The 19,506-nt window shown below is 33.3% G+C and carries 15 protein-coding genes, 2 tRNA genes and 1 rRNA gene; 7 read left to right on the plus strand and 11 right to left on the minus strand.

What is annotated here, in order from left to right:
- Window positions 1-27: 27 nt before the first annotated feature.
- Window positions 28-909 carry a bifunctional 5,10-methylenetetrahydrofolate dehydrogenase/5,10-methenyltetrahydrofolate cyclohydrolase gene (locus DOS84_RS14005; RefSeq protein WP_111410742.1) on the minus strand — a complete coding sequence of 294 codons (882 nt, stop codon included), beginning with the start codon at window positions 907-909 and terminating at the stop codon, window positions 28-30.
- A gap of 145 nt (window positions 910-1,054) precedes the next feature.
- Window positions 1,055-2,407 carry a signal recognition particle protein gene (ffh, locus tag DOS84_RS14010; RefSeq protein ID WP_111410743.1) on the minus strand — a complete coding sequence of 451 codons (1,353 nt, stop codon included), beginning with the start codon at window positions 2,405-2,407 and terminating at the stop codon, window positions 1,055-1,057.
- A gap of 377 nt (window positions 2,408-2,784) precedes the next feature.
- On the opposite strand from ffh, the gene DOS84_RS14015 reads away from it, so the two are divergent.
- The gene (locus DOS84_RS14015; RefSeq protein ID WP_124020648.1) at window positions 2,785-3,129 is read left to right on the plus strand and encodes a DUF6686 family protein; all 345 of its coding nucleotides are present in this window, start codon (window positions 2,785-2,787) and stop codon (window positions 3,127-3,129) included.
- 508 nt (window positions 3,130-3,637) lie between these two features.
- Window positions 3,638-4,192 carry a hypothetical protein gene (locus DOS84_RS14020; RefSeq protein ID WP_111410745.1) on the plus strand — a complete coding sequence of 185 codons (555 nt, stop codon included), beginning with the start codon at window positions 3,638-3,640 and terminating at the stop codon, window positions 4,190-4,192.
- A 106-nt stretch (window positions 4,193-4,298) separates the two neighbouring features.
- Here DOS84_RS14020 and argS read toward each other — a convergent pair whose 3' ends face one another.
- Window positions 4,299-6,077 (minus strand): arginine--tRNA ligase, encoded by a 1,779-nt coding sequence (gene argS, locus DOS84_RS14025; RefSeq protein WP_111410746.1) that lies wholly within the window; start codon window positions 6,075-6,077, stop codon window positions 4,299-4,301.
- A gap of 377 nt (window positions 6,078-6,454) precedes the next feature.
- Between argS and DOS84_RS14030 the strand changes: the two genes are divergently transcribed.
- Window positions 6,455-8,797, plus strand: a complete 2,343-nt coding sequence (locus DOS84_RS14030) for a TonB-dependent receptor (protein ID WP_111410747.1) — start codon at window positions 6,455-6,457, stop codon at window positions 8,795-8,797.
- 143 nt (window positions 8,798-8,940) lie between these two features.
- Here the strand turns inward: DOS84_RS14030 and DOS84_RS14035 are convergent, their stop codons facing one another.
- The 4 genes from DOS84_RS14035 to DOS84_RS14050 all read right to left on the minus strand — a co-directional run bounded on the left by DOS84_RS14035 (window position 8,941) and on the right by DOS84_RS14050 (window position 12,456).
- Complete coding sequence (locus tag DOS84_RS14035; RefSeq protein WP_111410748.1) at window positions 8,941-9,948, minus strand: 3-oxoacyl-ACP synthase III family protein; 1,008 nt, start codon at window positions 9,946-9,948, stop codon at window positions 8,941-8,943.
- Window positions 9,949-10,084: 136 nt separating this feature from the next.
- Window positions 10,085-11,029 carry an ABC transporter ATP-binding protein gene (locus DOS84_RS14040; protein ID WP_111410749.1) on the minus strand — a complete coding sequence of 315 codons (945 nt, stop codon included), beginning with the start codon at window positions 11,027-11,029 and terminating at the stop codon, window positions 10,085-10,087.
- 213 nt (window positions 11,030-11,242) lie between these two features.
- Window positions 11,243-11,926: a YiaD family glycine zipper/OmpA-like lipoprotein gene (locus tag DOS84_RS14045; protein ID WP_111410750.1), complete on the minus strand. Its 684-nt coding sequence runs from the start codon at window positions 11,924-11,926 to the stop codon at window positions 11,243-11,245.
- Window positions 11,927-11,946: 20 nt separating this feature from the next.
- On the minus strand, window positions 11,947-12,456 hold the full coding sequence (locus DOS84_RS14050) for a lipocalin family protein (RefSeq protein ID WP_111410751.1): 510 nt from the start codon (window positions 12,454-12,456) through the stop codon (window positions 11,947-11,949).
- A 168-nt stretch (window positions 12,457-12,624) separates the two neighbouring features.
- Here DOS84_RS14050 and htpG point away from each other — a divergent pair, with 168 nt between their 5' ends.
- From htpG to DOS84_RS14070, 4 genes are all read left to right on the plus strand, one after another.
- Entirely contained in the window at window positions 12,625-14,511 is a 1,887-nt protein-coding gene (gene htpG, locus DOS84_RS14055) for a molecular chaperone HtpG (protein ID WP_111410752.1), read from the plus strand.
- 346 nt (window positions 14,512-14,857) lie between these two features.
- Window positions 14,858-16,030 (plus strand): pYEATS domain-containing protein, encoded by a 1,173-nt coding sequence (locus tag DOS84_RS14060; protein WP_111410753.1) that lies wholly within the window; start codon window positions 14,858-14,860, stop codon window positions 16,028-16,030.
- A 139-nt stretch (window positions 16,031-16,169) separates the two neighbouring features.
- Window positions 16,170-16,976: a hypothetical protein gene (locus DOS84_RS14065; RefSeq protein WP_111410754.1), complete on the plus strand. Its 807-nt coding sequence runs from the start codon at window positions 16,170-16,172 to the stop codon at window positions 16,974-16,976.
- A gap of 245 nt (window positions 16,977-17,221) precedes the next feature.
- Entirely contained in the window at window positions 17,222-18,166 is a 945-nt protein-coding gene (locus DOS84_RS14070) for an MASE1 domain-containing protein (RefSeq protein WP_111410755.1), read from the plus strand.
- A gap of 272 nt (window positions 18,167-18,438) precedes the next feature.
- Here the strand turns inward: DOS84_RS14070 and DOS84_RS14075 are convergent, their stop codons facing one another.
- The 4 genes from DOS84_RS14075 to rrf all read right to left on the minus strand — a co-directional run bounded on the left by DOS84_RS14075 (window position 18,439) and on the right by rrf (window position 19,491).
- Window positions 18,439-18,843 carry a T9SS type A sorting domain-containing protein gene (locus tag DOS84_RS14075; RefSeq protein ID WP_111410756.1) on the minus strand — a complete coding sequence of 135 codons (405 nt, stop codon included), beginning with the start codon at window positions 18,841-18,843 and terminating at the stop codon, window positions 18,439-18,441.
- Between the two features lie 311 nt (window positions 18,844-19,154).
- A tRNA-Leu gene (locus tag DOS84_RS14080) sits at window positions 19,155-19,240 on the minus strand.
- A 7-nt stretch (window positions 19,241-19,247) separates the two neighbouring features.
- Window positions 19,248-19,320 (minus strand) — tRNA-Phe (locus DOS84_RS14085).
- 61 nt (window positions 19,321-19,381) lie between these two features.
- Window positions 19,382-19,491, minus strand: a 5S ribosomal RNA gene (rrf, locus tag DOS84_RS14090).
- Between the last annotated feature and the right edge of the window lie 15 nt (window positions 19,492-19,506).

Raw genomic sequence — 19,506 nt, forward strand, 5'->3', positions numbered from 1 at the left:
GGCTTTTTAAATTTTATGATAATGCTTTTATTTTCTACTTCTGATTTCTCTTGCTAAAAGTGTATTTTTCAACAACATTGCAATAGTCATTGGTCCTACTCCTCCTGGAACTGGAGTGATGAAAGAAGATTTCTTGCTAACTCCATCAAAATCAACATCACCTGTGATTACATATCCTTTTGGATGTGAAGCGTCTTCCACTCTTGTAATACCTACATCAATTACTACAACTCCATCTTTCACCATATGGGCTTTCAAGTAATTTGGAACACCAAGAGCCGTAATGATAATATCTGCACTTTTCGTGTATTCTTCAATATTTTTAGTTCTACTGTGAGTAAGTGTCACTGTAGAATCCCCAGGATAACCTTTGCGACTCATCAAGATACTCATTGGTCTTCCCACAATATGACTACGTCCAATAACTACGGTGTGTTTACCTGCAGTTTCTACTTTATATCTCTCTAACAATTCCATTATTCCAAATGGAGTTGCAGGCAAAAATGTTTCCATATCCAAAGCCATTTTTCCAAAATTAGCAGGATGGAAACCATCCACATCTTTTTCAGGATCAATAGCCATAAGTATTTTTTGTTCGTCGATATGTTTTGGCAATGGCAATTGAACAATATAACCATCCAAATTATCATCTTCGTTTAATTCTTTAATCTTCGCAAGTAATGCTTCCTCGGTAATATCAGCAGGTAAACTTACTAATGTTGATTCGAAGCCAATCTGTTCACAAGAACGTACTTTGCTTCCCACATAAGTTAAACTTGCTCCATCAGTTCCAACAATTACAGCAGCCAAATGAGGTACTTTTTCCCCATTGTCTTTCATTGTTTTTACTTTAGCAGCAATTTCATTTTTAATATCCTGCGATGTTTTTTTTCCGTCTAGTATTTGCATTTTTTAAAAAGTTAAATGTTTGAGGTTTAAAGTTTCAAGTTTAAAAGGCGAAACTCAAATTATATAATTATTATCTGTTTAATTTAAAAAATTTAAGGTCTAAATTTTCAATCTATTTGAAACTTTAAACCTTAAACATTCTATTTTATCTCGGCATTCCGCCTGGCATCCCTTTCATTCCGCCCATCATCTTCATCAGGTTTTTTCCTCCTGGGCCTTGCATCATCTTCATCATTTTGCTCATTTGTTCAAACTGTTTCATCAATTGATTCACTTGCTCAACTTTTGTCCCAGATCCTTTGGCAATTCTAGCTTTTCTTTTTACATCAATTATTGCAGGTTTACTTCTTTCAACAGGAGTCATTGAATGAATAATCGCTTCAATATGTTTGAAAGCATCGTCTTCAATTTCGATATCTTTCATCGCTTTTGAAGCACCTGGTATCATTCCAACCAAGTCTTTCATATTACCCATTTTTTTAACTTGCTGAATTTGAGACAAGAAATCATCAAAACCAAATTCGTTTTTAGCAATTTTCTTTTGGATTTTTCTAGCTTCATCTTCGTCATATTGCTCTTGCGCTCTTTCCACCAACGACACAACATCCCCCATACCAAGGATACGTTCTGCCATACGATTTGGATAGAAAACATCAATCGCATCCATTTTCTCACCAGTACCCACAAACTTAATTGGTTTGTTCACTACCGATTTAATAGAAATTGCAGCTCCACCACGAGTATCCCCGTCCAATTTGGTTAAAATAACCCCATCAAAATTCAAGATATCGTTGAACGCTTTTGCTGTATTCACGGCATCCTGACCTGTCATGGCATCCACAACAAATAAAGTTTCTTGTGGTTGGATGGCTTTATGCACTTTGGCAATTTCATCCATCATTTCTTTATCGACAGCCAAACGACCAGCAGTATCGACAATTACCACATTAAATCCATTCGCTTTTGCATGCTTAATTGCATTTTGAGCAATTTCAACTGGATTTTTATTTTCTGGCTCAGAATATACTTCAACAGCAATAGAATCTCCTACAACATACAATTGCTGAATAGCCGCCGGACGATAAATATCACAGGCAACCAAAAGCACTTTCTTATTCTTTTTTGTTTGAAGATAATTAGCCAATTTTCCAGAAAAAGTAGTTTTACCAGATCCTTGCAATCCTGACATTAATATAACAGATGGCGTGCCCGAAAGATTGATTCCCGCAACATCTCCACCCATCAATTCAGTAAGCTCATCTTTGACTAATTTCACCAATAATTGTCCAGGTTGCAATGTCGTTAATACATCTTGACCTATTGCTTTCTCTTTTACTTTGGTTGTAAAATCTTTGGCAATTTTAAAATTGACATCGGCATCAAGTAAAGCACGACGCACTTCTTTCAAAGTTTCGGCTACGTTTACTTCTGTGATTTTTCCGTGTCCTTTTAATATATGAAAGGCTTTGTCTAGTTTATCGCTTAAATTATCGAACATAATTTTATTTCTCTTTAATTAAGGCGCAAATTTAATGATTTGATATTGAAGTTTAAATAGTATTAGAAATAAAAAAGCAATTGTTTTAAAATAAAATTCAAAACAATAAAAAGAGGCCCTATAAATCTAGCCTCCTTTCTCCAAAAACAGTAAAACGAACTAAAAATGATTATACATATTATTTGCCGTCAATTCCTTTTTTACAAACAAATATTTTATTTTTATTTATTCTAAATAAAAATATTATTTTTGCTAAAATTATTTTTAATTAAATAATGCTACGATAACATTCAATGTCTTTTTTCAATTGAAAATTGACTAATGGAACCAGCAAAAATCATATTTCTTTACTCATAAAATAATTAAGAATTACGCTTATGTGCAATCTAAAAGTATTAAACCGAACCTCTAATGGAATTCTGTTGTGTTGCCAACATAGAGACATGTATCAATTGCTGTTTAATAATTTGACCTTTGATTTGAGTAGCATCGAAATGACGAGTTTTGCCAATTATTTGGACCAAATAGATATTGATTATTGGGAAAGGGAATATAAAAATTCAATTTATGAAAAGAAGATTCCGATTCCAACTTTACAGTCTAATTTTATTATTCTGCTAAACAGAAAAGAACTGGAGGAATTACGCTTTTTGGTAGATTGTGTCAGTGAAGATAAAATTCTAAAACCAGTAGAAATCAATTATCTGATTATTTCAAATTGATAAACAGACATAGAGACAGCACATAAAAAAATCCGTCCCGTTTAATAAAATGGGACGGATTTTTTGTTTTAGGCAGTATCTGATAAAATTTAATTTGTGATGAAAAGCAGAATTTAAGGAATTCAAAATTACTGCAAAAGCAGCATATAAAAAGATATATTTTGAGATGTCATCTTTTATACAATTTAAGACTAGTTTTTCATGTCTTCTGATTGATAATTAAGTCGGATTTTACGCTTTTAGCATTAATTTCTATCAAACGTTTTCGTTTATTTTACAGTTTGCTAAAAGAAGCTTTTTAAATAACGTCTTAATGTTAAAAAATAAAGAATAATTTAATCAAAAATTAAAATAAACACATAAAATTATTGTATTTGCAAAAATTATTTGTTTTTTTTAAAAAATTAATAAAAAAATATTTTTGCTATTTCAAAAATAAATGTACTTTTATACTATAAAATAAAAACATAAAAATCATTAAAAAAACAATATAAAAAAATACAAGATCATGAGAACAATTATCACCTTTGCCCTTTGCTTTAGCTTCTTTTCTGCGACGTATTCACAAGACCAAAAAACAGCTGATAAAAAAGCAGAAACTTTAAAAATGGAAGTATTACCAGAAGTATTAGTTTCATACACTAAAAATGTTTCAAAATACATTCCAGACAACAATCCTGATGCAGTTATCAGAAACACTCAAAACGAATTCATTTTGTACAATGTAGATAATGAAGAGTGCAGAAATTTCGACGAGTATTTAGTGACTTTAGAAAATGAAAAAGGCTTCTTGGTGGCAACTTACAATCAACACGGAGTACTAGTACGGGTTAATGAAAAATATGCAAATGCAGAATTACCAAGAGAAATAATGCGTTTTGTCTTTATGTGGTATCCTGAATGGACAATTACAAAAAGTAAGTTTGAATATTCTCAACAAAAAGGAGCAATATTAAAAAAAACATACCATTTGAAACTTAAAAAAGATAATCAAACTCAAAATATACAAATTAGTTCAACAGGCCAAATTGTTAAAACAAACAATGAATTAGCAATGAATTAAAATTGCAATGATTCTCAATTAAACCAAAATTCCCCCGTCCCTAACAAATAAAAAAGAGGCTGTCTAAAAATATAGACAGCCTCTCCTTAAATTTTATTTGTAAAAATTACATTCTCTCCGGTACATTTATCCCTAATAAACTAAAGGAATCAGCAATGACATCTGCCACTTTTTTGGACAATTGCACTCTGAATATCTTTTTGTTCAAATCAGTTTCACCAAGTATAGAAACGGCTTGATAAAAAGAATTGTATTCACGAACCAAATCGTATGTATAGTTAGCAATCAAAGCAGGGCTGTGATTGTGAGCCGCATTCTGAATCACTTCTGGAAACAATTCAAGTTGTTTTACCAATTCTTTTTCTTTTTCGTGAAGTTCTTCAATTCCTGCATTGACTGCAAAATCAAAATCAGCTTTGCGAATAATTGATTGAATTCTGGCGTATGTATATTGAATGAAAGGTCCAGTGTTTCCAGCAAAATCTACCGATTCTTCCGGATTAAAAAGGATTCGTTTTTTTGGATCTACTTTCAAAATATAATATTTAAGCGCTCCAAGACCTATCGTATTGTATAATTTTGATTTTTCTTCAACCGAATAAGAATCTAATTTACCTAAATCTTCGGCAATTTTTTGAGCTGTATCGGTCATCTCTTGCATCAAATCATCAGCATCTACTACAGTTCCCTCACGGCTTTTCATTTTTCCAGAAGGTAAATCAACCATTCCGTACGATAAGTGAAAAAGATTAGAAGCCCAGTCAAATCCTAATTTTTTCAGAATCAAGAACAATACTTTAAAGTGATAATCTTGTTCGTTCCCAACTGTGTAAACCATTCCGCCAACATCTGGCATATCTTTTACACGTTGAATTGCAGTTCCAATATCTTGAGTCATATAAACCGCAGTCCCGTCTGAACGTAATACAATCTTACGATCCAAACCTTCATCTGTCAAATCAATCCAAACTGAACCGTCCGGATCTTTTTCAAAAATCCCTTTTTCTAAACCAATTTGAACAACATCTTTACCCAATAAATAGGTATTGCTTTCGTAGTAATAACTGTCGAAATTTACTCCTAGATTTTTATAAGTAGTAGCAAAACCATCATAAACCCATTGGTTCATGCTTTTCCAAAGTGCAATTACTTCCGGTTTTCCATTCTCCCAATCCAAAAGCATTTGTTGAGCTTCAAGAATAATTGGGGCTGCTTTTTTTGCTTCTTCCTCTGTTTTACCGGCCTCCATTAATTCAGTAATTTCTGTTTTGTACGCTTTATCAAAAGCTACATAATAGTTACCAACCAATTTATCGCCTTTCAATCCAGTAGATTCTGGAGTTTCTCCATTTCCAAATTTTTGCCAAGCCAACATGGATTTACAAATATGGATTCCTCTATCGTTGATGATTTGTGTTTTGTATACTTTTTTGCCCGAAGCTTTGATAATTTCGGCTACCGAATAACCTAATAAATTATTACGAACGTGTCCTAAGTGCAACGGTTTGTTGGTGTTTGGAGAAGAATACTCTACCATCACCGCCTTGTCATTTGCCGAAGGCGTTACAAATCCGAATTTTTTGGCACTTCTGATTCCGTTAAAGAAATTCAAATAATAAGAATCTGCAATTACTATATTCAAAAATCCAGAAACCACATTAAAACGTGCTACTTCCGAAACATTTTCAACAAGATAATTTCCAATTTTATTTCCCAATTCAACAGGATTACTTTTCACCACCTTAAGCAATGGAAAAATAACCATAGTAATATCGCCTTCAAACTCTTTTCTGGTCGCTTGAAACTCTATTTTATCAATGGTTACATCAAACAAAGTTTGAATGGCTTTCTCTATAGATGGGGTAAGAATATTGGATAATGACATGTATACTTGATTTTTTTAAGTGTGCAAATATAAGGCTTATTCGCCAAATATAGAAAGTGAAAATTAACATTCTATTTGGGAGTCTTTATAAAAAAGAAGTGTCATAAAATATAGCATCCATTCAATAGGAATATTGACACTCTACATGCTCAAATTAATATATAATACTTCCCTTAAAAACTAAAAAAGGACGTTTTAAAACACTTAAAACAAAAAAATATATAAAAAAAAATTCGAATACAAACTGCTAAAAATCAAAGTTTCCCAATATTCTTTCTAAAAATCATTCAATTTTTTTCTGAAATCGTGTTACAAAAAGAAGACAAAACAGTCTTACTTGCAATCATCAATCAAAATAATCAATCAAAAAACAAATTATGAAATTTAAATTATTCACACTTTTCCTATTGAGTTTTATAGGAATTGCACAAGCCGAAAACCCCGGTGTTATTTCGGGAAAAGTAACAAACAAAGAAACAAACCAGCCTGTACAATTTGCTTCAATAGTAATAAAAGATGCCGGAAAAGTTATTACTGGAATTGTCGCTGACGAAAATGGCTCTTTTTCGATAAAAAACTTAGAGCTGAAAAAGTTCACTTTAGAAGTAGAATTCATTGGTTACAAAAAATATTCCACCACTTTTGAATTGAGTTCGGCAAAAAAAAGCTCTACTATAGAAATTCTTTTGGAGGAAGAAGCTACAGAACTCCAATCGGTTGATATCGTCAAAGAACATTCTTTAATTGAACAAAAAACAGATCGAAAAATTATCAATGTGGGTAAAGATCTATTGAGTGCAGGAGCAACTGCTGCCGAAATCATGAATAATATTCCCTCTGTAAGCGTCGATCCTCAAACTAATGCCGTAAGCCTTAGAGGAAACTCCAATGTTCGCGTTTTTGTAGATGGCAAACCTAGTACGGTAGATCCTGCTCAATTATTGCAACAAATCCCATCCACTTCCATCAAACAAATTGAATTAATTACCAACCCATCGGCCAAATACAATCCCGAAGGAATGAGTGGAATTATCAATATTGTTTTAAACAAAAATGCCAAAATAGGTTTTAATGGAAGCGTCAACACTGGCGTAACCATTGGAGAAACTCCAAAATCGAATTCCTCTTTTGACATGAATTACCGTAATGGGAAAGTGAATATGTATGCCAATTATGGTTTAACTACTGGTAAACATCACAATCATGGACAAGTAGAAACATTTGATGACAATGGAGCTATTGAGAATACTCAAAAATTTGATTTTTCGAACGAGAACACAGCGCACTTAGCCAAAGTAGGGCTCGACTTTTATTTGAATGACTACAACACCATTTCTGTCTATACAACTCAAAACATCAGTGATGAAAATGGAAAATCTCAAGTAAATGTAGATTTTTCAGCCCCTACTGAACCAAGTATCAATCAATTATTGGACACTAAAAACGACAATTACACGCAAACCTATAATTTAGATTACAAGAAAAAATTCAAGAAAGAAGGACATACACTTGAATTTGAAGGCAATTACAGCAATAACGATAATACAGAAAATAGTGTATTCAACACTCCTAAAACCAATGATATCACCAACAAAGGAGAAAATGTTTTACTAAATTTAGATTACACGAATCCTTTGACGGAAACCATCAAACTAGAAGCAGGATTAGAAACCCGAATTGAAAACACCAAAAACAACTTCCTTTTGGATGGTGCTTATAATTCAAATTTCAATTACGAAAGAAATATTTACTCTGCCTATACCACTATCTCAAAACAGTGGAAAAAATGGAATGCACAAGTTGGAGCTCGTTTTGAAAAATACAACGCCGATGCTTTATTCAAAAAAGTAAATGAAGCCGATGGTACTTTTAATGATAATTTATTCACGGTGTATCCATCCGGTTTTTTAAATTATGCCCCAAATGAAAATGATTCCTTTAATTTTAGTGTTTCAAAACGTGTGGACAGACCGAGTATTGACCAAGTAAATCCAATACGTGAATGGAGTACTCCTTTGATAGACTCGGAAGGTAATCCAGAATTGTCTCCGCAATTCACCAACTCGGTTGAATTAAATTATACCCGAAAAACCAAAATAGGTTCTATAACATCAGGAGTGTTTTACCGTCAAATCAATGACGAGATTTCAAGAACCATTTATGAGAATCCAAACGATTCTGAAAGACAAATTTTATCTTATGCCAATGTGGGAGATAACAACGCTTTTGGAGTAGAACTTTCTGGAAATCTAGATTTTACAAAATGGTATACTGCAAACATTAGTTTTGATGTATATAACAAAAAAACAAAAGGTTACGTTGAAATGGATTATATAGAAGTAGATGTTACTACTTTTAACTCTCGTATAAGCAACACATTCAAAGCCAATAAAAATTTGCGCTTTCAATTGACAGGAATGTACCGCGGTGAAGATTTAGGATTGCAATTCCTAAGAAAACCGATGTGGAGAGTTGATTTAGGTTCGAGTCTAACGGTACTTAAAGGTAGCGGAACAATAACTGCCAGAGTAACTGACTTATTTGACAGTATGCATTTTGCATTTGATGCCACAAAACCCAAAATACAAACTGGTGAATTCCATTGGGAAAGTCAAACTGCTTATGTCGGATTTAATTATCGTTTTGGAACTGGAAAAAACAAAGCAATTCAAAGAAAAGAAAGAGATAAAAATGAAACCCAAGGAAGTGGCGGGTTTTAAAGATTAGTTTTAATAATTAGGTTGCAAAAAGAAGAAACCCCAGAGAATGCCAACTCTGGGGTTTCTTATGTTTAAAAAGACTGCTATTGAGAACTTATTTCGATACTTCAATTATCAATTTCCAGAACCAACAACAAAATATATTACCATTTAATAATAGCACTTGCCCAAGTAAATCCACTCCCAAAAGCAGCTAAAACCACCGTATCGCCTGATTTTATTTTTCCTTGTTCCCAAGCTTCGGTCAAGGCAATTGGAATAGAAGCCGCAGTTGTGTTTCCATACTTTTGGATATTATTATGCACTTGATCGTCATTCAATCCAAATTTCTTTTGTATAAACTGTGAAATTCTTAGATTGGCTTGATGCGGAATCAACATATCTATATCTGAGACCTGCAAATTATTAGCTTCCAAACCTTCGTTTATTACCTCGGCAAAACGAACTACTGCATTTTTAAATACAAATTGCCCATTCATATAAGGAAAATAACTTTCGTCGTTAGGATCATTGTCAGCGATAATATCAGTTACCCAACGTGCACCCATTCCCGGAGCTGTCAAAGCCAATTCTTCGGCATGAATTCCTTCAGAATGTAGATGAGTTGATAGAATTCCTTTAGACAAATCTTCTTCCCTGCTCAAAACAGCGGCTCCTGCTCCATCTCCAAAAATTACAGAAACTCCTCTTCCGCGTGTTGTCATATCCAATCCCGTAGAATGAACCTCAGATCCTATTACAAGAATATTTTTATACATCCCCGTTTTGATATATTGATCGGCAACCGAAATAGCATAAACAAATCCAGAACATTGATTACGTACATCTAACGCTCCAACGGTTCTCAATCCTAAATCACGTTGCACCAAAACCCCTGGTCCTGGAAAATAGTAATCCGGACTTAATGTTGCAAAAACAACAAAATCAATATCTTCTGCAGCAACACCCGAACGCTCCATAGCAATTTTTGCAGCTTTTACACCCATTGAAGTTGTTGTATCTTCTCCGCGAATGATATGTCTTCTTTCCTGAATTCCTGTTCTTTCTTGAATCCATTCATCATTTGTGTCAATGATTTTAGACAAATCATCATTAGTCACTACATTATCTGGGACATAATATCCCAATCCCGTTATTTTTGAATGGTACATATTTTAGTATTTTATTAAAATCAAGGTTGCAAATTTAAATATCTTTTAAAAAACAAGAACACAATATAGTCTTTTTTTAGATATCTGTAGTTTTGTCTAACTATTTTAAATCTAACAGTAATTTTGAATCTTGCGATTAGATAATTTTCAAGGTAACTTCTTGATTGTATTCTAGAGCAGTTTCATGTTCAAAAAAAATGGCTTTTCTATCAAAAGCAGCCTTTATCAAATAGCGGCTACCTTTAAAAAAAGATTGCTTTACAACTGCTTTCATAGATCCGTTTGCATCTACTTTTAACTGATGTGGATATAATAATATAATTTCATCTTCTCCTTCTATTGGCATTAATTGTGACAATTTCAGTTCATTTACTTCGCCAAAAAGTGACGCTACATATTTATTCAACGGATAATTATAGACATCTGCCGAAGGCCCTTTTTCCATAATTCTCCCTTGATGCAAAACTATTGTTTCATCAGAGAAAGAAAGTGCATCAACACTGTCGTGGGTTGCAATAAAACAGGTAATTCCTTTTTTCTTCAGATAGGCGAACAGGTTTCTGCGCAAAGCATTTTTTCTAAAATTATCGATGTGGCTAAAAGGTTCATCCAGTAACAATACTTCTGGTTCCAAAGCCAAAACTCTAGCCAATGCTACACGTTGCTGTTGTCCTCCACTCAATAATTTGGCTTTCACATTGGCAAATTCGGTCATTTCAACCATTTCCAGTAATTCTTGAATACGCAGTTTTTTTAAGGGCAAAAAACCATTGGAAAGAAACTTACCTACATTTTCGGCTACCGTTTCATAAGGCATCAAATCAAAATCTTGCGCCAAATATTTCATAAATGGCATTCCTGGAATCAAATTATATTTAGGTCCACGAATCTCCGTTTCATTATAAAAAATGTGCCCTTCATTTAGGTCATACATACCATAAATAAGTTTTAAAAGGGTACTTTTTCCACAACCACTTTCTCCAAGAATAGCTATATTCTGTCCTTTAGCAACTGTGAAATCCACATTCTGAATAATGATTTTTTCGGTATATCCGAATGAAATATTTTGAATTTGAAGCATTCTATAACATTAAAATTTGAGAGAACAAATATAGTTTCTTTAGCAAAAAGAATACACTATATACTCTTAGAATTTACTGTTAAATAAAGAAAAAAAGAATGTTTTATTACGGTAAATTCTAGGAGTATATAATATTCGTTTATAATTGATTTATATCCAAAAAAAAACTGCTTCATAATAAAGCAGTTTTTTTAAACATCATGAGATTAATCTCTATTGTTTACTTTTGGCATCTTCAATCATTTTTTCATTTGCAGTAATGGCAAATTCCACACGACGGTTTTGGCTCTGGCCTTCTTTAGTGTCATTTGATGCAATTGGATCTGCAATTCCATGACCAGAAGTTTTGAAACGGCTAGCCACCAATCCTTTTGAGATTAAATACATTTTTACCGATTCGGCTCTTTTTTGAGAAAGTGTCAAGTTATACTCTGGTTTCCCAGTATTGTCCGTATAACCAAAAATTTCAATATTAGTATCTGCATAAGAATTAAACACAGGCACTAATTTGTCTAAGTTCGCTTTGGCTTGAGCGGTCAAAGTAGATTTATTCACATCAAAACGAACTGCATTTTCATTCAAAACCAGACGAATTCCTTCCCCAACTCTTTCAACATCAGCTCCAGGCAAGGCTTGGTCTATTTCTCTAGCTTGCTTATCCATACTATTACCAATCAAAGCTCCGGTTCCTCCTCCTACAGCAGCACCGATGGCAGCACCAGCAGCAGTTCCAAGCTTAGTATTGTTACCGATAATTGCTCCAAGAACTCCACCCGCAACTGCACCTATTCCTGCTCCTTTTTGTGTGTTATTAGCATTCTTTACAGAATCACAACCCGTAAAAAGAAAACTCAACACCAATAAACTACTTAATCCTAAAATCGTTATTTTTTTCATCTTATTTTATATATTATAAATTAGTTAACTTTTTGAAATTGGTAAACAACATCAGTAGGTTTGTTACCTACATTTATTTTATCAATCAATTCAAATGAAGTTTCTGTTTGGTTTCGAACTCCTAAAACAAAACCGGTTTTTACTTTTTTAGACTTCAATCCTTCGTCTAAAATCTTTAGAACAAACTGCCCTTCTTTATTCACATACCACGTGATATCAGATGTAAAAGCAGTACAACTAGGGCTGTTCAAAGTCATATTCCCTTTATTATTGTTTGAAATAAATTTCCAAGTACTTCCTACAAAACATTTTGAATCAGCAAGATTAAAAGAATTTACTTTAATATAATCAGACCCTGGATAACTAACATTCGTAATTTGCCAATTTCCTTTTATCGCTACCTGAGAAGTCCTGTCTAATTTTGTCATAGGAGCGTTAGAAACTGGCTCCGGTGCAGCAGCGGCAGTAGACGCAGATTTACATGCAAAAACCAAAATGGCCATTGTACATATTAAAAGAATTTTTCTCATTTTTTTCAATTTTAAATTAATGTAAGTACAAAGATACATATGAAATTTATTAAAATTTATTTTTTTATTTATATAATTTACTTACGACAATTTGTCACTCCCAGAACAATTGGTACTCTATTTGAAAGTTACTTTAACCGATTGTAAAACCATTAATAAATATAAAATATGACAACAGGTAAAATTAATGTTTCGGTTGAAAACATCTTTCCCTTAATCAAGAAGTTTCTTTATAGTGATCACGAAATTTTCTTGCGTGAATTGATTTCAAACGGAACCGATGCAACTTTAAAACTAAAACACCTTACCAGTATTGGTGAAGCCAAGGTTGAATATGGTTCTCCGATTATTGAAATTAAAATTGACAAAGAAGGTAAAAAACTCCACATCATTGACCAAGGATTGGGAATGACTGCCGATGAAGTTGAAAAATACATCAATCAGGTAGCTTTTTCTGGTGCTGAGGAATTCTTGGACAAATACAAAGATTCTGCCAAAGATTCAGGAATTATTGGTCATTTTGGACTTGGTTTCTATTCTGCTTTTATGGTTGCGGAAAAAGTGGAAATCATTACCAAATCATACAAAGACGAACCAGCAGCGCACTGGACCTGTGACGGAAGCCCTGAGTTTACTCTTGAGCCAGCTGACAAAACTTCTAGAGGTACTGAAATTATTTTACACATCGCCGATGACTCGCTAGAGTTTTTGGAAGAATTTAAAATTTCAGGCTTGTTGAGTAAATATAATAAGTTCATGCCTATTCCAATTAAATTTGGAACAAAAACCCAGACACTTCCTAAACCGGAAGATGCTCCAGAAGATTACAAGCCGGAAACAATTGAAGTTGACAACATTGTTAATAATCCAAACCCAGCTTGGACAAAACAACCAACAGAATTATCGGATGCTGATTACAAAGATTTCTATCATGAAATGTATCCAATGCAATTTGAGGAACCACTATTCCATATTCATTTGAATGTAGATTATCCTTTCAATTTAACAGGTATTCTATATTTCCCAAAATTAAGCGGTGATCTTCAAATTCAGAAAGACAAAATCCAATTGTACCAAAATCAAGTATACGTGACAGATAATGTAGAAGGAATTGTACCTGAATTCTTGATGATGCTTCGTGGTGTTGTTGATTCTCCAGATATTCCTTTAAATGTTTCTCGTTCAGGATTACAGGCTGATGGCGCGGTTAAGAAAATATCCAACTATATCACCCGTAAAGTTGCCGATAAATTGAAATCTTTGTTCAATGAAAACAGAGAAGATTTCGAAAAAAAATGGAATGATATCAAAATCGTTTTGGAATACGGAATGCTTTCAGAGGATAAATTCTACGAAAAAGCGGGAGCCTTTGTATTGTACCCAACTGTTGACGACACTTATTTTACTCTTGAAGAATTAAAAGAGAAAATAAAAGAAAAGCAAACAGATAAAGACGGAAAACTGGTTGTTTTATATGCGGGAAATAAAGAAGCACAACACTCTTATATCGAAATCGCGAAAGACAAAGGATACGAAGTATTGCTTTTGGACTCTCCAATCATCTCGCATTTAATTCAAAAAATTGAAGGCGATAACAGCGGATTGCATTTTGTTCGTGTCGATTCAGATCATATTGATAATCTAATCAAGAAAGAAGACGCAGCTATTTCCAAATTATCTGACGAAGAAAAAGAAAGCCTAAAAACTGTTCTTGAAACTATCGTCCCAAAACAAACCTACACTGTGCAACTTGAAGCTTTAGACAGCGAAGCAGCTCCATTTATCATCACGCAACCAGAATTCATGCGTAGAATGAAAGAAATGAGTCAAACTGGTGGTGGCGGAATGTTCGGAATGGGAAATATGCCAGAAATGTACAATTTGGTTGTTAATACCAATTCTGATTTGGCTACCAGCATTTTAAACAACAAAGACAAATCAGCTCAAGAAAGCTTAGTAAAACAAGCTTTAGATTTGGCCAAATTATCACAAAACTTATTAAAAGGAGAAGCTTTGACTGCTTTTGTCAAAAGAAGTTTCGATTTGATCAAATAATTTTATTTCCTTTTCAAAAAAAGAGAAACAAACCTGCAAGCTTAAGTTTGCAGGTTTTTTTATTGTCAAAAATCATTGTGTTTTAGTGTCTATTTTGACAAACAACTGAGTTAATCCCCTTAAAATAAGCACCTAAAGTTCTTTTTTGTTGTTTTTTTGCTTAATTTTAAGATTTAAAGAGATAAACGAATCATTTATTTCGCTTTTTAGAATTTAACAGTCTTCGTTGCTTTCTTTAAAAACATCTCTCCTTTTTGAGAAATGAGTTCATTCCTTTATTAAAAATAGAAGCTCTGCAAACCAATTTAAACTGATTTGATTTAGAACCTAATTAAAACCTACGCTTATGACAAATAACGACACGGAATTAGAGAAAGAAAAAAATACAGGAAAAGAAGCTGAAACTTCAGTTTTACTCACATTATACATGGGTTTTTTTTTGGGAATGATTCCCGTTATTGGCTTTCCCATCACGATTACAGAAATGAGTGGTAAAATTCTTTTTATAGGTTTAACACTTGGAATTTCAGCTTTTATAAGTTCTTTTTTTCTGGGCACCTTATTTGGAATGCCTAGGCGAGGCAATAAAACAGGAAAAGATTATGCACTCAACAATGGCTTAATCGGAATCTCAGACTGGTTAACTAAAATAATTGTCGGTCTTATTTTGATCAATTTAAAAGAGATTCCTGGATATATCATTTCCTTTGCAGAATATATAAGGATAGCTGCAAAATATAACGGCCAATTATTGAATATCTATACAATTGGCATCCTTTTCTATTTCGGCTTTTTAGGTTTGTTCATCGGATACAATTATATGAGATTAGTTTTATCAAATAAATACAAGTATACCGACGACAATTTGGTCCGCAGAGAATTGGAAATTACAAAGGAAAAACTGCTTGAAGCAAAAGAAGAGAATAAACAAAAAGATAAAAAGATTATCGAGTTTCAAAGTTTGGTTCATGAAAAAGAACAATTGACCAAAGCATTAATTGACAAGGTAAACACACCTACAATGTCTAATTCCAGCATTAAAACTGTTGCTGGAAAATTAATCAATTCTAGTGAAGCCAAAAAAGGAAAGGAAAACATAGAATTACATTTGGATAAAATGATAGATGAAGCCAAAATGAAACTGCATAAAGGCCTAATTACTCATAATGATGACCCTCAAAAAGGACAATGGAAATCGAACCCCATAAATAATGAACGAGAATTGAAAGCAACTGTTATTGAAGAAACCAAAGGATTGTATAAAATAAACCTCCAGATAGTTTCTACAAATCCCAAAAACAATCCATTAAAAAATGGCGATCTGGTATTATTTGCTTTGCATAATACATTTGGTGATCCACCTTTAAAGTTAGTAAAAGTAGACAAACAATTGGCCGAACTTAATTTTTATACATATAGTTCCTTTACTGTAGGCGCATTTGTAGATGATGGCACCACTGAACTGGAACTTGATTTGGCTGAACTACCAAATGTTTCCAGTCATTTTAAATCCCATTAACTGATTGTTTTTACTACAAAAAAACAAAATATTAACATTTATTTTAATATTTAACAGTCACAACGATTGATACTTCGCATAAAATAATAAATTTGCTTACCCAAATTAAATAAACCTAACCTAAAAATTATTATTTTTTATGAAGAAAAACTTTTATTTATCAGTAGCATTTACCCTTACTTGTTTTCTATTTATTTCATGTACCAAAGAAGACTCTTTGACTGCTACAGACAATAGTCCAGTAGTAGCATCAGCTTCTATTGATGCAGTAAACGAATTGGATATTCAAACCGGAACTCAAGTATCATTTGACAAATTAACTGCTAAAAAAACAGGAAAATCTCTAACCAGTTCTTGCGCAACTGTGACAATGGACCCGATAGCGACGACTTTTCCTAAAACATTCTATGTGGATTTTGGAACCGGATGTACTACAAACAACATCACCAGAAAAGGAAAATTGAAAATCACTTTTTCTAACTACATTACTGAAACAGGCAGCACCATGACCGTTGAAAGAGTAAACTATTATGTAAATGGTAATAAAGTAGAGGGAAAAATTGTATACAAAAACACGACTACAACTCTACCACAATGGACAAGAACAGTTACTGATGGAGTTTTCACAGACGCTAAAGGCGATGTATATCTAAACTCCGGCTCTTACACAATAAAACAAACTGCTGGCGTTGACACCCTTACCTTAACTGACAATACATACGAAATGACAGAAGGAGCTCATACTGTTATTAAACAGAATGGTACCAAAATAACTTTAACTGTTTTAGAGCCTTTAGTTAAAAATTTCTCGTGTGACTATGTATCCAAAGGAAAACTGAAAGTAGAAAGTACTATTTTAAACGGAACAATTAATTATGGCAATGGAGATTGTGACAATAAAGGCACTTATATCCAAAACGGAATTGAATTTCCTATTACAATGTAAATCCATTTTCTATATAAAAATATGATAGAGACTGTTTTATACAGTCTCTATTTTTTTTGGGTTAATTCATATATGTGCACCTAGACAAATTTAGGGATACTTATTACAAAAAACGGATAGTGCATTTTATAAAAATTAAGATATAAAAATCAATTATTTAGGTACGTAATGAAAATACAATTAAAAATTAAACATTAAATTTGTTCTATTAGTTTTCTGAATTTCAATAAAATAAAACATTCATTATGTATAAGTTAAATTCAAACGATTATTACACGCCTTTCTTTTTAAAACCCCCTTTATTTAAAATTATTTTAGTTGCATTTGTCTTCAATGTACTTGCATTTTTGAGCTTTAGAATAACCATTTCCCCAGACAATCTATCTCCAATTTTCCCCGACGTAGGATTTGCACTTGCAGCTATGTTAATTATAGGACGAAAAGCAATAGTTGGAGTTTGGATTGGATCATTTATCGCAAACATGTTTTCGTTTTGGGATGTTTGCAAAATGCTGGACAAAGCATTGCTCGAAACCATACTCGCTTCAACATCGGTAGCTACAGGCGTAGCAATCGCAGTAATAATTAGTACTTACTTAATAAATTTAATAAACAAAAGTGAATATCCCTTAAAATCAGGTTCTTCAGTTATATTATTTTTAGCCATCAGCGTTCTATATTGTGGCATATGTTCTCTGTTATGCGTTTCAGCTATTTCGTTTTGGGGACTAAGTGTACCAAACCACTTTATTTCCAATTGGACAACTCTGTGGAAAGGTGATTTAATTGGCACTATACTTATAACTCCTTTTCTAATATCCTGGTTCTACCGTCATCACATAAAAATTATTTCAACATCCCTTTTAGAAGCTATTTTATTAGGATTAGCAACAGTATTGGTTTGTTTGCTAATTGCCTATGATCATCAAAATGATCAATATCTGTTCATCATAATATTATTATGGGCCACGTTTCGTTTTAGAATTAGAGGTGTATCTATCTTGGCCTCCATGTTCGCCCTTTTATCATCAATATACGGATATCTCGGATATGGTTCATTTGTAGTAGTCAGTTCTGAAGATTCTCTGATTAATATTAATCCCTTTTTTGGATTAACCACAGTAATAGCCTTAATCTTGTCCGGATACTATTCTGATTACTTACATAGAAAACTAGAAGCTAAAATATAATGATGGTAAACTTTTAATCCCACAAAAACTCTAGTTAAAATCTCGATTTATTTTATGGCATGTCCCTACGTATCGGGCTATCCATTGTATTCCCGATTAACAAAAACTATGGCAAAAGCCTTGTTTTTCTAAATCTGGAGATGCCATTCCCATCCCTTATGCATTCACTTTTTCAAAACAGTATCTATTATCCCATAAACAAAAAACAGCCCCAAAGAGGAGCTGTTTTTTTGTTTCGAAGTAAGCACTGTTTTTTTTATAAAATAACCTAATTAATTCACCGCGGCCACATTTTGGTTTTTCATTTTCAGATCCCCTTTGTACACTTCGGCCACTGATTTTCTCGATAGCGTAGAAACCTCATTGCTGATCACAATCTCGTGCGTCACTTTTTTCAGATCGGTTTCCACCTCCAGGAAATAAACCCCGTCAGGAAACTCCTCAAGGCTGTAGGTTTTCAAAATACCCCCTTTGCCGGTGGCAGTCTCAGAATAGATTACATTATGGGATTTATCGTAGATCGTTACATTGGCTTTTTGGATTTCATTTACTGAAAAACTAATTTCTTTCCCGGTTCCTTTTTTTACGTTAAGTAAAAAATCACCGCCAATTGCATAGGTACTCATTGTGGTCATCGCCACCAATACCACCAGTCCAAGTTTTAAAATCGTTTTCATAATACTGTCCTTTTAAATTAGTAATAATTTCTATTGCTAAAGTAGTATCATAATTTTGTTCAAAGCACAACTGCATTTTCCGATGCAGATGCTATTTTAACATTACGAAAACGATGTGTTTCATTTTGAGATAATTATACATACAATTGAGACAATTATACATACAATTGAGACAATTACGCATAGTTCTTCTTATTCAGAATACGCAATCTTTTTGCTTAATTCCCAACTTTTGCACCCGATCCCGTTTTCCTTGTGATACAGGCTAAAATAAAAAAACTTCATTTGCGTAAGCAAATGAAGTTTTTTTGTACTCAGAGCGGGACTTGAACCCGCACGAACATTGCTGTTCACTGGATTTTAAGTCCAGCGTGTCTACCAATTTCACCATCCGAGCATTAAAGTGGTACCTCCAGGGATCGAACCAGGGACACATGGATTTTCAGTCCATTGCTCTACCATCTGAGCTAAGGTACCCAATCTTTAATTAGATTTTGGTATAAAAAACCCCTCATCGTTAGATGAAGGGCTTTATAAAAAAAGGCAGCGACATACTCTCCCACATAACTGCAGTACCATCTGCGCAGGCGGGCTTAACTACTCTGTTCGGGATGGGAAGAGGTGAGCCCCGCCGCAATAACCACCTTAAGTCGTTATAATTGC

Origin of the sequence: Flavobacterium aquariorum (assembly GCF_003254745.1) — a bacterium.
Taxonomy (GTDB): Bacteria; Bacteroidota; Bacteroidia; order Flavobacteriales; family Flavobacteriaceae; genus Flavobacterium; species Flavobacterium aquariorum.

Coding starts and splice junctions, on each gene's coding strand:
- DOS84_RS14005 (WP_111410742.1), bottom strand. CDS start 909: ATGCAAATACTAGACGGAAAAAAAACATCGCAGGATATTAAAAATGAA.
- ffh (WP_111410743.1), bottom strand. CDS start 2,407: ATGTTCGATAATTTAAGCGATAAACTAGACAAAGCCTTTCATATATTA.
- DOS84_RS14015 (WP_124020648.1), top strand. CDS start 2,785: ATGTGCAATCTAAAAGTATTAAACCGAACCTCTAATGGAATTCTGTTG.
- DOS84_RS14020 (WP_111410745.1), top strand. CDS start 3,638: ATGAGAACAATTATCACCTTTGCCCTTTGCTTTAGCTTCTTTTCTGCG.
- argS (WP_111410746.1), bottom strand. CDS start 6,077: ATGTCATTATCCAATATTCTTACCCCATCTATAGAGAAAGCCATTCAA.
- DOS84_RS14030 (WP_111410747.1), top strand. CDS start 6,455: ATGAAATTTAAATTATTCACACTTTTCCTATTGAGTTTTATAGGAATT.
- DOS84_RS14035 (WP_111410748.1), bottom strand. CDS start 9,948: ATGTACCATTCAAAAATAACGGGATTGGGATATTATGTCCCAGATAAT.
- DOS84_RS14040 (WP_111410749.1), bottom strand. CDS start 11,029: ATGCTTCAAATTCAAAATATTTCATTCGGATATACCGAAAAAATCATT.
- DOS84_RS14045 (WP_111410750.1), bottom strand. CDS start 11,926: ATGAAAAAAATAACGATTTTAGGATTAAGTAGTTTATTGGTGTTGAGT.
- DOS84_RS14050 (WP_111410751.1), bottom strand. CDS start 12,456: ATGAGAAAAATTCTTTTAATATGTACAATGGCCATTTTGGTTTTTGCA.
- htpG (WP_111410752.1), top strand. CDS start 12,625: ATGACAACAGGTAAAATTAATGTTTCGGTTGAAAACATCTTTCCCTTA.
- DOS84_RS14060 (WP_111410753.1), top strand. CDS start 14,858: ATGACAAATAACGACACGGAATTAGAGAAAGAAAAAAATACAGGAAAA.
- DOS84_RS14065 (WP_111410754.1), top strand. CDS start 16,170: ATGAAGAAAAACTTTTATTTATCAGTAGCATTTACCCTTACTTGTTTT.
- DOS84_RS14070 (WP_111410755.1), top strand. CDS start 17,222: ATGTATAAGTTAAATTCAAACGATTATTACACGCCTTTCTTTTTAAAA.
- DOS84_RS14075 (WP_111410756.1), bottom strand. CDS start 18,843: ATGAAAACGATTTTAAAACTTGGACTGGTGGTATTGGTGGCGATGACC.